The sequence below is a fragment of the Paenibacillus sp. FSL F4-0100 genome (assembly GCF_037993005.1).
Taxonomy (GTDB): Bacteria; Bacillota; Bacilli; order Paenibacillales; family Paenibacillaceae; genus Paenibacillus_AQ.
In genome coordinates this window covers 5,869,716-5,884,725 of record NZ_CP150303.1, presented here as the reverse complement: position 1 = coordinate 5,884,725, position 15,010 = coordinate 5,869,716, and the positions used below count along the sequence as shown (strand labels likewise).

The following is a 15,010-nucleotide window of genomic DNA, read 5'->3' as shown; positions in this document are numbered from 1 at the left end:
ACCTGCGTGGTTATTGGCCGATTCAGGCTTTTAACATAGATTAACCATTTTATTAGGGAGGGTCTTTCATGAAAGCAAGGAAAATGCTGATCTTATTGGTTTTATTGATCGCATCCGTTTCGGTAATGGCAGGATGCAGCGGCAAAAAAGAGGGGGCAGCCGCGCTCGAAACCGTCACGATTCTGTACCCAGGGGAACGAAGCGATCGCATGAACGAATTTCTAAACAACGAATTTGCAGAGAAAATGGCAGCCGATCTCGGTCTGAAGGTCGAAGTCACATTTGTGCCGTGGGCCCAGTATTGGGAACAAAAAGATATCATGCTGGCCGCAAATGAACCGATCGATTTATATTGGGATGGACTCCCGGACCTTTCGACGATCGTCAACAAGAAACAAGCCATGGTATTGGATGATTTAATCCAGGACTATGGTCAGGATATGTTGAAAGTTTTGCCGATGGAACAGCTTCAAGGCGCAACGATCGATGGGAAAATTCATGGCATTCCGTCGGCATATGCACCGTCCTCGGCCATGTACCAGCTGGTTGCCGTCCGTCAGGATATTCTCGAAGCCGTGGGGATGACCGACTTGAAGACTGCCGATGATCTAAAAGAATTCGCAACAAAGGCGAAAGCCAAGTTTCCTGATATGAAAGGACCTGCCGATGTCGTCTTTAAACCTTTAACCCGATATTTTGCCGATGAACAATATAACTGGATCGCCGTAGAAGATTTGGTCGTATTCGGGGAAGACAGTAAAAAAGCATACAGTTATTATGAAACAGAGGCTTTCCAGCAAGTAGCGAAGTTTAACCGTGGAATGTATGATGCAGGGTTATATACAGAGGATCTGACCATTAAATACAATGAGAGAGACTCTCGCATGCAGACAGGTCTATATTTATGGGTTGAAGGATCTGTGGGCAAGGAAATGGAAATTATTAATACAATCAAAGCCAATGCACCGGATGCCAAAGTTAAAACTTACCTGTTAGCCGAGGATAAACCGCGCTATGTGACAGCCACAGGCGGAGAAGTTCTTGGCATACCAGTAAATGCTCCTAATCCGGAAGGAGCCATGAAGTTTGTGAACTGGATTTATAAATCCCAGGAAAATTACCAGTTTGCCCTCTATGGCGTCGAAGGCAAGGATTACGAGATTGTGGATGGAAGAATCAATAAGCTGACCCCTAGCGAATTCTTCTATGAATGGATGTTCAGAAACCAAAATTACCAATTGTTCGGGCCGGATGTGGCACAAGAGTCCATCGATCAGTATAAGAGCTGGGATGACCAGGCTGTACGATCCGCTTCATTGGGCTTCCGATTTAATAATGAGAAAGTCAAATCTATCGAAACAGCTCTGAAAGAAGTCGTTGGCAAGGACTTAGCTGCTATACGTTCCGGTTTTGTGGACTTTGAAACAGCGTATCCTAAGGCCATTCAGAAGCTAAAGAAGGCAGGCATTGATGAATATGTAGCTGAGGTACAACGTCAGTTAGATGAGTTTTTGGCGGGGAAATAAAAGCGTATACCGTGTCGACCCATAGATTCGAAGGAGACTACGAATCTGCCTATGGAAACATGGCTATCCGAAACCTATAAGAGAGCGGCAGGGTCTAATTTGACCCTGCCGCTCTAGTTTTTTAAAACGTAATCAACATGCTAAGAATGTTGCCAAAGTTCCCCCTGTTAGAATGACGACAGCGTTTCCAAAAAAGATATTGAAACGTTTCCAATTTGGTGTTATGATGATTTCCATAAAAGAGAGAATAAGTGGGGGGTTAGATGTCTAGTATTAAAGATGTTGCCAATTTAGCTGGCGTAGCTGTGGGAACTGTGTCCCGCGTCATTAACAATTCGGGCGCCGTTAAACCCGCAACGCGCAGAAAAGTCGAGCAGGCCATACAAGAGTTGAATTATATTCCTAATGAGATTGCCCGAAATTTTAAAATGCGGAAGTCCAAGATGGTAGCCTTGCTGCTCCCGAGTATCTGGCATCCCTTTTTCTCCGAACTGGCTTATTATATTGAAGATGAGTTGGATCGGGAAGGTTTTAAGCTCATGCTATGCAATAGCGGCGGCAAACCTGAAAAGGAATTGTATTATCTTGATATGCTTCAGCAAAACAAAGTGGCAGGTATTGTCGGCATTACGTACAACGATATTGAAAATTACGTTAGCAATGACATTCCGATTGTCAGTATCGACAGGCATTTCAACAAGAAAATCACATGCGTCACTTCGGATAATTATGAAGGAGGGCGTCTGGCGTTAAGAGAACTTGTCAAAGCGGGATCCCGAAAACCTGCCTTTTTGGGGAGCATCACTTCCGTTTTCAGTGAAACCATGAATCGGAAAGAAGGCTTCATTCAGGAGGCCAGAACAATGGGAGTCGATTATGTTGTATATGAGAAGACAGACCCCGTTGTGGACGACGATGCCTATTATGGCGAGTTTCTTAATGAGTATCGGGACGTGGACGGCATTTTTGCCATTACGGATATGTTCGCCGCCAAGTATATCGAGAGAGCAGGTAGGCTGGGCATTCGCGTTCCAGAGGATGTAAAGGTCATCGGATATGACGGGATTCAGGATCATCCTTATTTCCATCCGATATTGTCAACGATCAGACAACCTGTAGAGGAGATGGCACGTACGACGATCCGGCTGCTCTACAAAAAGATCGATGGCGAAACATTGGACCGGGAAGTTTATCGTCTTCCGGTCATATTTAGACAAGGTGAAACGACTTGATTGTTCCTCAGAATAAAAAGGCTTTACCCTTTAATAAGTATTGGAAAAACATCAACTGCCACGGCTGTTTCACCGGTGGATTAACCGGGTGACGTTTTTCTCATGGAAAATTGGAAACGTTTCAATTAAATTGGAAACGTTTCAATAACATGCAATTATTTTACGAAGAAAGGGAGTATGACGGTGATTTCACGAGATTCCGGGGGAGAACAACCCCTGATCAAAGAAAATCATAAAACTTGGAGTCGAGTCAAACGCAACTATGAGCTGTATCTGTTCCTGCTGCCGATCATTCTGGTTTACCTCCTGTTCAAGTACTATCCGATGTATGGAGTACAAATTGCATTTAAGGATTTTTCACCGAGCCAGGGCATTTGGGGCAGCGAATGGGTAGGTTTCCAGCATTTTATTGATTTTTTCAATTCTTATAACTTCTGGACCATCATGAAAAATACGCTAACCCTCAGTTTTCTATCGCTTGTGTTCAGCTTCCCGGCTCCGATTATTATCGCGATCATGCTGAATCAGATGCTGGGCAAGCGATACAAGAAATTTATCCAGACCGTCATTTATGCACCGCACTTTATTTCTACCGTTGTGCTCGTCGGTATGCTCCATGTTTTTTTATCGCCAAACAGCGGACTCGTGAACCTCATCATTACCTGGTTCGGAGGAGAACCCATTCTATTCATGGCTGACGAGGGATGGTTCCGTCCATTGTACATTTTGTCAGGCATATGGCAAGAGACCGGTTTCGCCACGATTATTTACCTGGCTGCGCTTGCCGGGGTTAATCCCGAACAGCATGAGGCCGCGATTATGGATGGAGCAAGTAAATGGAAGCGTGTATGGTACGTGGACATTCCGTCTATCTTGCCAACCATCGTCATTCTGCTTATTCTCGCACTCGGGAACGTCATGAGCATCGGTTTCGAGAAAGCATTTCTTATGCAAAGCGATCTGAACTATGCGACTTCGAATATTATTCCGACCTATGTATACGAATTGGGGATTCAGAAGGCGCAGTACAGTTTTTCAACGGCAGTCGGACTGTTTAACTCCGTCGTTAATATCATCCTGATTGTCACCGTCAACCGGATCGCCAAAAAATTAACGGAAACCAGTCTTTGGTAGGGGGGATTCACTTTGAATCAGTTATTGAAGAGAAAAAGCAGAGGAGACGCATGGTTTGACGCCATTAACTATTTCTTCTTGACCGTAGTTATGCTGATCGTATTATTTCCGCTGTATTTTGTGCTGATTGCTTCATTCAGTGATCCCAATCTAATCTATTCGGGGGAAGTGTGGTTATTTCCTAAGGGCTTCACGCTCGATGGCTATGAACGAATATTCAATGACTCCTCTATATGGATCGGGTATGCCAACTCCCTGTTATACGCGGGTATGGGAACCTTGATCGGAGTAGCGGTTACCGTATTTGCAGCTTATCCGTTAGCACGTAAGGATCTGGTTGGAAGGTCTGTTATCATGTGGTTTTTATTGATCACCATGTTTTTTAGCGGCGGGTTGATCCCTACGTATTTGTTAATCAAGGATCTTCACATGCTGAACACGATCTGGGCGCTTGTGATCCCCGGTGCCGGCGGCATCATGAATGTCATTATCGTAAGGACTTTTTTCCAGTCCTCTATACCTGATGAAATGTGGGAAGCTGCTTCGATTGACGGTTGTTCCAACACCCGATTTTTTTGGAGCATTGTATTGCCTTTATCCAAGTCCATTTTAGCCGTCATGGTGCTGTATCATGTCGTCGGCTTCTGGAATGGTTTCTTTGATGCTTTGATCTATTTGAACGACGAAAGTAAATATCCGCTGCAACTGGTGCTTCGCAACATTCTCGTCCAGAATCAGGTAAACTCCGGCATGATGGTGGACGTGGAATCCTACGCGGCGAAGATGCGCGTAACGGAGCTGATCAAATACGGTGTCATCATGGTATCCAGTCTGCCGTTGCTGATTTTGTATCCTTTCCTGCAGAAGTATTTTGTCAAAGGCGTAATGATCGGCTCGATCAAGGGATGATGTTGTCATGGTCTGGAAAGGGGGGGATGTACAGCAGCATTGATACATCTGCATCCAGATAAATACAGAAGTAAGTAGGACGATGAAAGATATCCAACTTGTGGAATGATCTTGAGGGAGGTTATGTACGATGAAATCTGTATTCAAAAGAGCGGGGATTCTTATACTGGCCGGAGCTTTTGCGCTGAGTGGATGTTCAGGAGACGCCAAGAATCAGTCGGATAATCCTGATCAGGTTGCGAATTTTAACAAAACGGGTCTTCCGATTGTGAATGAACCGGTATCGTTAAAGATGGTATCCCCGAAAGCAGCATTGGCGCCAGAGTATTCGCAAATGGAAATTTTCAAACGATTGGAAGCGGAAACCAACGTTAAGATTGAGTGGGAGAACATTCCGGACACCGACTTTACAGAGAAGAAAAATTTGCTGCTGGCCAGCGGCAACTTACCGGATGCTTTTTACGGAGCCGGATTCTCCGATTACGAGCTGGTTACTTACGGAGAAGATGGTACCATCCTCCCGCTGGAAGATTTAATTGATCAATATGCGCCTAATCTGAAAGCGCTCTTAGATCGCCGGCCTGACATTAAGTCCTCGATCACGGCACCGGATGGGCATATATACGGGCTGCCTTCGTGGGAAGAGAACAATCTTGGAACAAACCCCTTCTTTCACGTCATCAATAAAAATTGGCTCGACAAGCTGGGGCTGAAAATGCCGCAAACATTGGATGAATATACAGAAGCATTAGTTGCCTTTAAAACACAGGATCCAAACGGCAACGGCAAGGCTGACGAAATTCCGTTAAGCTTTATGCACATGCAGTGGTGTATGGATATTGCTGGCATATTCGGAGCTTTCGGACTTCCGGATAACATGGAACATCGGATCGTCCGCGACGGAAAAGTGATCTTTACTGCTACGCAGCCTGAATATAAGGAAGCATTGAAATATTTCCATGAAAAATGGTATAAGCAGGGCTTGATTGATCCTGAATCGTTCACCCAGGACGCCGCTCAGTATCTGGCCAAAGGGAAAACATCAACCGAAACACTCGGTTCCTACATCTGGTGGGAAGTCGATGAGGTGGTTGGAACGGAGCGAAGCGAGGATTATGCGTTGCTGTCTCCGCTCAAAGGACCGAACGGGGATCAATTGATCGGTCGCGGCAACGGTGGCGGTCCAGGACGCGGCGCTTTCGTGATTACAAAAGAGAACAAGAATCCGGAAATTACGATGCGTTGGATCGATCAGCAGTATGAGCCCTACATGGCTGCTCAAATCCACTGGGGTCCACTGGATATCGTATTCGAGAAGGACGAGAATGGGAAATTGGTAAACCTGCCGCTTCCCGAAGGGACTTCTGCAGGCGAATTCCGTCAAAAAGTCGCTCCAGGCGCTGGAGGACCAGGCGTTATTACCATCGAAGATTTGGGAAAAGTCGTTGATTTGGAGCCTAGAGCCCAGCAGCGCGTTAAAGACTTGGAGAAATATTACGATCCCTATATGGAAAAGGAAAACTACCCGAGTATCTTCTTTGAGCCGGAGGAACTGGACAAAATCAATAGAATTGAGCCCGAATTGATTAAATATGTCAATACCCAGCGAGGAAAATTCATTGTTGATGGCGGCGTGGATGAACAGTGGGACAGCTATGTGAAGACGTTGGATAAAATGGGCTTGAATGAGTTGATGGAGATCTATCAAAACGGGCTGGATCGTTATAACGCAAATCTAAAATAGATAGATAATCAAACGACAGGTGGGGAGAAACTGTGCTTGATGTAATAGCCATTGGGGAATTGTTGATAGACTTTACTCCGGAAGGGCGTTCAGACGGGGGCAACGAGCAGTTAGAATGCAATCCCGGAGGGGCTCCGGCTAACGTAGCAGCCGCACTAGCCCGTTTAGGAGCCAAATCTGCTTTAATCAGCAAGGTTGGTAAGGATCACTTCGGTTCGTTGCTGCACAACACGTTGTTCAGCTGCGGGGTCGACGTGAGTGCGCTTTCGTTTACGGATGAAGCCAAAACAACGCTGGCATTTGTCCATTTGGATGACAGCGGAGACCGATCTTTCAGCTTCTATCGGCAGCCGGGAGCGGATACCTTGTTACGCACTGAGGATGTCCCGCTCGACAGGATTGGGAACTGCCGGGCGCTTCACTTTGGTTCATTGTCGATGACCCATGAGCCGGCACGTTCAGCAACAAGAGCGGCAGTCGTTAAGGCCCAGGAGGCCGGAGTTTTGCTTTCATTCGATCCAAACATCCGATTTTCATTATGGGAGAGCAAGGAGGAAGCGAAGCAAAATATCCTGTGGGGCATGAAGCATGCAGATATTTTGAAAATATCAGAAGAAGAGCTTTGCTTTATCACGGGTATAACCGATGTTGAAAAAGGCTCACTCATGTTACAGCAACAATTCGGCATCGCCTTTATTGTCGTTACGATAGGTGAACAAGGCTGCTATTACCGGGTGGCTGCCCATGAAGGTTATGTCCCAGGTTTCAAAGTGAATACCATCGATACGACGGGGGCCGGCGACGCTTTTCTAGGCTGCTTATTATATAAAATACTGGAATGCAACATTTCTTTAAATAAATTAGACAAACAGCAAATCATCAGCATGCTGACTTTTGCCAATGCTGGTGGTGCATTAGTGACAACACGGAAAGGGGCTCTTCAGTCAATGCCGACGATAGATGAAATCAATAAGATCATGGAGTCACATAAACAGATGGACGAGAGGTTTAGACCGGGAATTCATTTTTCGCCTCCATCCCATTGGATGAACGATCCGAACGGATTAGTCTATTACGAGGGAGAATATCATCTGTTTTATCAACACCATCCCTTTAGCAATAAATGGGGACCGATGCACTGGGGTCATGCCATAAGCCATGATCTGATTCACTGGCAGCATGAGCCTATCGCTCTGTTCCCAGACGAGCACGGAGCCATATTCTCCGGCTGCTGTGTAGTTGACTTTAATAACAGCAGCGGACTATTCGCGGGCACTCACGGATTGACTGCGATTTTTACTCATGCGGACACATGTCCAGAGACCGGACAGCCGCGCCAGCGGCAAAGCTTGGCTTACAGCAGCGATAAAGGCAGAACCTGGCACAAATATGAGGGGAATCCGATTCTTGCTGAGCCTGGTCTGGTAGACTTCAGGGACCCGAAAGTGTTCTGGCATGCACAAAGTGAGCGGTGGGTTATGACCATTGTTGCGGGAGATCATGTTCGCTTTTATGGATCGAAGAACTTGCGTGATTGGTCGCTTACAGGGGAATTCGGCCATGAGGAAGGCTCGCATGACGGTGTTTGGGAATGCCCGGATCTCTTTGAATTGCCGATCGATGACAGCGGGCGTTCCAAATGGGTGCTTGTCATCAGCATTGGGGATAACCCTTCCTGTCCGGAAGGATCACGCACGCAATATTTTATCGGAGAGTTTGACGGAAATACCTTCATCAACGACAATTCGTCTGATCATATCATGTGGCTGGATCATGGTCGGGACAACTATGCAGGTGTCACCTGGTCGGATATACCTGAGCAAGACGGACGGCGCGTGATCATCGGATGGATGAGCAACTGGAAATATGCCAACGAGACGCCTACCGGCGCATGGAGAGGCGCAATGACGCTGCCACGCGTTTTGTCATTGACCAATCGGGATGAGGGCATCGTACTAACCCAAATGCCTGTCCGGGAAATAGAGCAGCTACGGAAAGAATCGAGGAACTGGAATATGATTACGGTTGCACCTGATTCACCTTACATGCTGAAGACGAAGAATGACTTGCTTGAGATTGAAGCGGACATCAATATTCAATCCGCGGGCGAGGTTTATATCAAAATGCAATCGTCCGGGCAGAGTGAGACTTCAATCGGATATGATCCTGTTCGCCAATGGATATTCATCGACCGTTCCAAATCAGGCATGACGGACTTTCACCCGTCGTTTGCGTGCAAGCATGGCGCCAGATTGGTTCCGGAAAATGGAAAAATCAAGTTGCATATCTGGTTGGATCGCAATGCGGTTGAAGTGTATGCAAATGAAGGCCTGGTGGTTCTCACGGATCAAATTTTTCCGGATGCCCCGCTGAATGACCTTTCAATAAGTACGGAATCAGGACAGGTTGTGCTGAACTCGCTCCATGTCCATGAACTTCAGTCTATTCATACTTCAAATAACAACATAGGACAGACATCAGGGAGGGATGAAGCGTGAGCCAAACATCCGACGATCAGGGGCTGATGATGTATTGGCCCTTCGATGAAGGAACCGGATCCCATGCTGTAGAGAATATGTCTCAAGTGCGGGATGACATTCAGTACGTATTGAATCAAGCCGAGTTTACGGAATCCTGCGATCCGCAGTGGAGACCGGGGGTCATGGGAAACGGGTTACTGTTCGATGGTTACTCAACCTACATTGCCCATCGGTTTAAAGAGGGAGATGCGAACCGGAAGACAGAATATCGATCAGCACTGAGTATCGGATTATGGGTAGCTCCCCGTTCCTATGAATGGGGGTTTGAAAATAAGCTGTCAGCCATTGTGAACCGCTACAACATGGATCGCCAGCAGGGTTATCTGCTGGGCATGTTTCGTCATGGCTCCTGGTCCTTCCAAGTCGGGCTGGAAGGAGGAGACTGGAAGGAACTTTGGTCGCCGGACGGTCTTGAACTGCCAAAAAACAATTGGTCTTATATAAATGCTGTGTTCGATGGGCATCAAGGGGAAATGAAATTGTACTTAAACGGTAGCGAAATCGCTTCGGCTGAGCTGCCACGTCATTCCCGTTTGGCCGAAGCGGTAGACACGGAACTACTCATTGGCAAAAATAATCACAGCAGCCAATGGGCGGGCGAATTTAGCCTTCACATGTTTAGCGGTATCATGGATGAACTCAAGATTTATAATCGCGCTTTGAGCGCGGAGGAGATTGCCGCATCTTATCGGCAAGTGTTGAATGATGCCTGCGGAGGAGTCCATCCGCAATTAGCGTATGATGAGATCAAATTGGATCGGACACCTTTGCTTCTGGATCGACACAGACCGCAGTATCATGCCAGCCCGCCGGCGCATTGGATGAACGAGCCCCACGCTCCGATCTATTTTGATGGTCAATACCACCTATTCTATCAGCATAACCCTCTTGGGCCATTTTTTTATCACATTCATTGGGGACATTGGGTAAGCGAGGACCTGGTGCATTGGCGTGATCTTCCAGTGGCATTAGCCCCTGAAAAGGATTCGCTCGCACCGGATGGGATCTGGTCGGGAAGCGCGACCTACGATGCAGACGGCCTGCCTGTCTTGTTCTTTACAGCGGGCAATGACGGTGCTTCGCCTAATCAGAGCGTGGCGCTTGCACGAAGTACCTATACCCGGGATGGAGACCCGGATCTGGTTCATTGGGTCAAGCATCCGGTACCGTTGATTGTACAGAAGAAGGGCATGGGCGCATTCGGGGATTTCCGGGATCCGTTCGTGTGGAAGGACGATGACGGGTGGTTTGCTTTGGTCGGGTCCGGGATCGAAGGCGAAGGTGGAGCAGCGCTGGCTTTTGAATCTCAGGATATGCTGAGTTGGACTTACAAAGAAGCATTGTTTAAAGCGGATATTCAGAAGTTTCCTTATCTTGGACCCATCTGGGAGCTTCCCGTGCTTCTCCCCCTTGGCAGCGATAAGCAGGGTGTGGACAAGCATCTTTTACTGGTCAGCCCTGTGGGACAGGGAGCGGATGTCGAGGTATTCTATTGGATCGGGCAGCTTGACAAGCAAAATCTATCATTTATTCCGGATCAAGAGGAACCGCAATTGATTGACGTTGGTGATTTTCATTTTACCGGCCCGAGCGGAATGGTTGATCCGAAGACCGGCAGAAAGATCATATTTACGATAGCCCAAGGCGACCGGACGCTCGAACTTGAATATCAATCGGGTTGGGCTCATAACGCCGGTTTGCCGCTCAGCGTGTATCTGAGGGAGGATGGACGGTTGGGGATTGAGCCGATTCAGGAGCTTCAATCGCTGCGCGGCTCCAAACGGCTATCGCTCCGGGACAAATCATTGACTGAGGCTAATGAACGGCTTCAGGATGTTCAAGGCGACATGCTTGAGATCCAGTTGGAAATCGACCCGGGCAGCGCCAAACGATTCGGGATCAAAATCCGGCGTACACCGGATGGAGAAGAAGAGACCCTGCTGTTTTATGATATGAACCAATCCATGTTCTCTGTCGACCGAACAAAAACCACGCTTCACCCGGGAGAAAAGTGCGGAGGAATTCAGGGCGGCAATCTGGAGCTCTTAGGGGAGAATCTAAAGCTTCACATTTATTTGGACCGCTCCATGGTTGAAGCCTATGCCAACGGATTGAAAAGCCTGACGACCCGGGTGTATCCGAGCCGTACGGATGCTTTGGGGCTTGAAATTTGGGGAGACGGGGATCTAATGGTTAAATCCTTGGATATTTGGGATATGCAGGTCATTTGGTAATGTGAGCGCTTAGGCGCTCCTTACCATTTGGATAAAGTGACAGATAACCAAGAAAACGTGCAGGTACAAAGGAGAGACTAACATGAATCAAACTGAGCAGGTTTATACGTATCAAGACCTCGTGAAGCGATTATATGATCTGGAAGCTCTGGCTGTACCACCGCAGGCCGGTGAGAAATCGGGGTGTTTCTCAAGCTTTGACCGGAGCTCCATTTACAATGCCGAGACAGGCTTATACGAGAATTGGGGCGCCAATGATGACGGAGGAGGCTTCATTCGTAAGGAAGGAGACAGCATCGTCGCCATGGAACTGGACGGTCCCGGCGTCATCTGGAGATTCTGGTCCGCGCTTCCCGAGGATGGACATATCCGGATTTATGTTGATCATGCCGATACCCCCGTGATCGATCAGCCCTTCCGAGATTATTTTGAAAAATTCAATCAGGAAGGGCCGCCATCCAATTTTCCGAATCTGTCGCCTACTTTGTCTCGTGGAAGAAACTGCTTTATCCCCATCCCGTTTCAAAAACACTGCAAGGTGCTGCTGGATAAAGGTTGGGGCGCTTATTATCACATAACCTACACCACCTTCCCTGCCGGGGTCCAACTGCCGTCCTTTAACGGTAGGATCGACAAGGAAGCGGCGATTGCACTGGCTGAAGCAGACCGGATTTTGCAGCAAAGGGGAGCCTATTCTTCCTTGAAAGCGGAAGGATCTGCAGGCGAGAGCGTTACGGTATCCGTACCGGCAGGAGGAAAGGCATTACTTTTTGATACACAGGGGGCCGGTGCTATTTCCATGATCCGGATGAGGACAGACCTTGGACGAAAAAGCGAGGAACAGCAGCGGATCATGGCCAGGCAATTGGCCATCTCAATGAAATGGGACAATGAAGAAACCCCTTCCGTATGGGCTCCGTTGGGTGATTTTTTTGGCAGTGCGCCCGGGATCAAGCCGTACCGCTCTCTGCCTCTCGGTATGAATGAACATGAAATGTACAGTTATTGGTACATGCCGTTCTCGGAAGGGGCCAGGATTGAAATTGAAAATGACGGGACGGAGGCATGCGAGATTTCGGCGGAGATCTTGTATACTCCTCTATCCAAGTCTCATGCGGACAACCTCCTGCGTTTTCATTCCAAATGGCATCGGGATGATTATCTGGATCTGGATGCGGAGCGCTTCAAGGAAGGCGGAGATCGCTGGCCGGATTGGCCTCTGCTGCTGACGAAAGGCCGGGGAAGGTTCTGCGGCGTTCATCTGCATGTGTACAATACTTGGGAGAAACCGGATGAGGAAGCCGAAACCTGGTGGTACGGGCTTTGGGATCGAAAAACGATTGACTGGTGGTGGGGAGAAGGAGACGAGAAGTTTTTCGTGGATGGCGAATCCTTTCCATCCACGTTCGGAACGGGCAGCGAGGATTATATTGGCTATGCCTGGGCGGCCGAGCCGCCTTTCCCGATGTTTGACAGTGCCTTCGCCAGCCAGCCGCACATCGAACTGGATGCGAACGGACATACCTCAGTCAACCGATTTCATATTTGCGACAATGTTCCCTTCATGACCATGCCCGTTTCCTTGGATGAACGATTAAGCCACTTAAACCATCAGGAGGGATGAAGATGAAGGAATTTTACTATCGACCGGAGAACGCCTGGGTAGGGGACGTTATTCCCTATTATGAAGACGGGGAGTTTAAGCTGTTCTATCTGCACGGCTGGCGGGATAACTACCGGGAGGGCCTTGATCACGGCTGGTATCTTGTTGGAACGAAGGACTTCGTCAATTATCGGGAAGAAGGACCCTGTAAGATTGAAGGCGGCACCGGTCATATTCTGAAAGTGGACGGTATCTACCATATGTTCTATTGCATATTCCCACCGGGCAAGCAGCTGGTATGTCATGCGATCAGCAGAGACTTGAAGACCTGGGAGCCCATTCCCGAGGATACCTTTGCAGCTGACGACCGCATCTATGAGCTTTCCGATTGGCGCGATCCCTTCGTGTTCTGGAATGAAGAAGAAGGACAATATTGGATGCTGCTTTCGGCGATGGCGAAAGGGCCGACCAATCGGAAAGGGTGCACTGCGCTGCTGTCATCCAAGGATCTGAAAGCCTGGGAGTACCGCGAACCCCTGTACGCGCCGAATCTGCACGTGGGGGCTCACGAATGCCCCGATTTGTTCCGGATCGGGGATTGGTGGTATTTGATCTACTCCTCTTATACGGGAAGATTTGCAACATTTTACCGAATGAGCCGTAGTCTGAATGGCCCTTGGATTACCCCGAAAGAGGATACGTTTGACGGGCGGGCCTTCTATGCGGCCAAATCCGTGGCTGACGGACAGAATCGTTACCTGTTCGGTTGGAATCCGACAAAAAACGACGATTTATTCGGCTGGAATCCGCCCAAGTCCCTTGGCAAGGATTACGACACTTGGGATTGGGGCGGTAACCTGATCGTGCATGAAATCGTGCAGCGTCCGGATGGCACCCTCGGCGTCAAAGTGCCAGATACGGTCGATGCTGCATTTAAAGAACCGATGCTCGTGCGTTTTAACCGTGTTGAGGGAGCGTGGCTCGATTCGGATCGCTCGCTCTCCTGTCAGTCGCCGTATGGGTTTGCTGGCTGCACGACCCGGGAGGAATTGCCGGATCAATGCAAGATATCCGCGAGTGTTTCATTCTCCGAGCAAACACAAGGACTTGGGTTCCTGCTCCGAACAGAAGACACCTTGGATGTGGCCTATTATGTCACGCTGGAACCGCAACGAAACCGCCTTACCTTCCGGGGCGCGATTATGCAGTCGGAAGAGGGAGGCAAGACGTTCCCTTATGAGGTAGAGCTGGAACGTCCGATTGAGCTTATTCCTGAACGTTCCTACGAAATCAATGTGTTTATGGACGGATCGATTTGCGAAATTTACGTGGATGAGAACATAGCGATGAGTGCCAGAATGTACGATATCCAGCATGGGAAGCTCGGTTTGTTCGTCAGTCAGGGCAGTGCTCAATTCAGCGATGTAAAAATCGAGACCAGAGGATAAGATAGAAAAAGTCGAGCAGGGGACCTCATCGTTCCCTGCTCGACTTTTTTGAATTATTGTCGGATTGCATTCCTAAAAAACAACCTAGCTGGTTCGCCGAACCATCAGTTCTGTCGGAAATACTTCTTCGACAGGTTCGATGCGCTGACCGTATCCATGGTCGCTTTGACGATGATTCCATCGACCATTTGGATATTCATGAAGATTTCTTCAAAGTCCAGCAAGATAATCTTATATCCCAACGCTTTTAATTGATGTTTGATGACTTGGGCAAAATGCAGGAAGTATAAGTCTTCAAAATAATCGCCGTCGTCCGTACTGTCTGATAAAACGAGTCCAATTGTATGCATTCTGCCAGTGATGAGACTTTTGGCAACAGGGTTCACTTGCCGTCGATGGTTGCGGCTTCCTCTATTTCTTTTGGGATCGCGATCAGGGCCGCGTAGAAAATGACCATGTACATCTCGGTAAAACGCCATCCTTCGGGAATGGAGACCGCGATCAATGCGGTGTGCGGAGTCGAGGAGCATGTCATTAGTGTCTTGACTGTTTCCATAAAAAAACTCTTAAGAAGCGAAAGTTCGCATCTTAAGAGCTTTTGTTCCGTTTTCTAATGCTCAGTGCACATGGCGGCTCCACT

General features: G+C 48.1%; 11 protein-coding genes. 9 read left to right on the top strand and 2 right to left on the bottom strand.

Annotation, left to right across the window (positions count from 1 at the left end):
- The first annotated feature begins 68 nt into the window (after positions 1 to 68).
- From MHH48_RS26595 to MHH48_RS26555, 9 genes are all read left to right on the top strand, one after another.
- Positions 69 to 1,526 (top strand): ABC transporter substrate-binding protein, encoded by a 1,458-nt coding sequence (locus MHH48_RS26595; RefSeq protein ID WP_076324237.1) that lies wholly within the window; start codon positions 69 to 71, stop codon positions 1,524 to 1,526.
- A gap of 263 nt (positions 1,527 to 1,789) precedes the next feature.
- Entirely contained in the window at positions 1,790 to 2,758 is a 969-nt protein-coding gene (locus MHH48_RS26590; protein WP_076324236.1) for a LacI family DNA-binding transcriptional regulator, read from the top strand.
- Positions 2,759 to 2,935: 177 nt separating this feature from the next.
- Positions 2,936 to 3,892 carry an ABC transporter permease subunit gene (locus MHH48_RS26585; protein ID WP_076324235.1) on the top strand — a complete coding sequence of 319 codons (957 nt, stop codon included), beginning with the start codon at positions 2,936 to 2,938 and terminating at the stop codon, positions 3,890 to 3,892.
- 12 nt (positions 3,893 to 3,904) lie between these two features.
- Positions 3,905 to 4,801 (top strand): carbohydrate ABC transporter permease, encoded by an 897-nt coding sequence (locus MHH48_RS26580; RefSeq protein ID WP_076324234.1) that lies wholly within the window; start codon positions 3,905 to 3,907, stop codon positions 4,799 to 4,801.
- A gap of 130 nt (positions 4,802 to 4,931) precedes the next feature.
- The gene (locus tag MHH48_RS26575) at positions 4,932 to 6,545 is read left to right on the top strand and encodes an ABC transporter substrate-binding protein (protein WP_076324233.1); all 1,614 of its coding nucleotides are present in this window, start codon (positions 4,932 to 4,934) and stop codon (positions 6,543 to 6,545) included.
- Positions 6,546 to 6,577: 32 nt separating this feature from the next.
- Positions 6,578 to 9,043 (top strand): PfkB family carbohydrate kinase, encoded by a 2,466-nt coding sequence (locus tag MHH48_RS26570; RefSeq protein WP_076324232.1) that lies wholly within the window; start codon positions 6,578 to 6,580, stop codon positions 9,041 to 9,043.
- Positions 9,040 to 11,319 (top strand): GH32 C-terminal domain-containing protein, encoded by a 2,280-nt coding sequence (locus MHH48_RS26565; RefSeq protein WP_076324231.1) that lies wholly within the window; start codon positions 9,040 to 9,042, stop codon positions 11,317 to 11,319. The genes MHH48_RS26570 and MHH48_RS26565 overlap by 4 nt, the downstream gene beginning before the upstream one ends.
- An 82-nt stretch (positions 11,320 to 11,401) precedes the next feature.
- Positions 11,402 to 12,943, top strand: a complete 1,542-nt coding sequence (locus tag MHH48_RS26560) for a glycoside hydrolase family 172 protein (protein ID WP_083659751.1) — start codon at positions 11,402 to 11,404, stop codon at positions 12,941 to 12,943.
- A gap of 2 nt (positions 12,944 to 12,945) precedes the next feature.
- Positions 12,946 to 14,370, top strand: coding sequence for a glycoside hydrolase family 32 protein (locus tag MHH48_RS26555; protein ID WP_076324230.1), 1,425 nt, complete (start codon positions 12,946 to 12,948; stop codon positions 14,368 to 14,370).
- Between the two features lie 104 nt (positions 14,371 to 14,474).
- Here MHH48_RS26555 and MHH48_RS26550 read toward each other — a convergent pair whose 3' ends face one another.
- Entirely contained in the window at positions 14,475 to 14,720 is a 246-nt protein-coding gene (locus tag MHH48_RS26550) for a hypothetical protein (protein ID WP_256720680.1), read from the bottom strand.
- A gap of 32 nt (positions 14,721 to 14,752) precedes the next feature.
- Positions 14,753 to 14,926: a hypothetical protein gene (locus MHH48_RS26545; protein ID WP_256720679.1), complete on the bottom strand. Its 174-nt coding sequence runs from the start codon at positions 14,924 to 14,926 to the stop codon at positions 14,753 to 14,755.
- Positions 14,927 to 15,010: the final 84 nt, after the last annotated feature.

Coding starts and splice junctions, on each gene's coding strand:
- MHH48_RS26595 (WP_076324237.1), top strand. CDS start 69: ATGAAAGCAAGGAAAATGCTGATCTTATTGGTTTTATTGATCGCATCC.
- MHH48_RS26590 (WP_076324236.1), top strand. CDS start 1,790: ATGTCTAGTATTAAAGATGTTGCCAATTTAGCTGGCGTAGCTGTGGGA.
- MHH48_RS26585 (WP_076324235.1), top strand. CDS start 2,936: ATGACGGTGATTTCACGAGATTCCGGGGGAGAACAACCCCTGATCAAA.
- MHH48_RS26575 (WP_076324233.1), top strand. CDS start 4,932: ATGAAATCTGTATTCAAAAGAGCGGGGATTCTTATACTGGCCGGAGCT.
- MHH48_RS26560 (WP_083659751.1), top strand. CDS start 11,402: ATGAATCAAACTGAGCAGGTTTATACGTATCAAGACCTCGTGAAGCGA.
- MHH48_RS26555 (WP_076324230.1), top strand. CDS start 12,946: ATGAAGGAATTTTACTATCGACCGGAGAACGCCTGGGTAGGGGACGTT.
- MHH48_RS26550 (WP_256720680.1), bottom strand. CDS start 14,720: ATGCATACAATTGGACTCGTTTTATCAGACAGTACGGACGACGGCGAT.
- MHH48_RS26545 (WP_256720679.1), bottom strand. CDS start 14,926: ATGGAAACAGTCAAGACACTAATGACATGCTCCTCGACTCCGCACACC.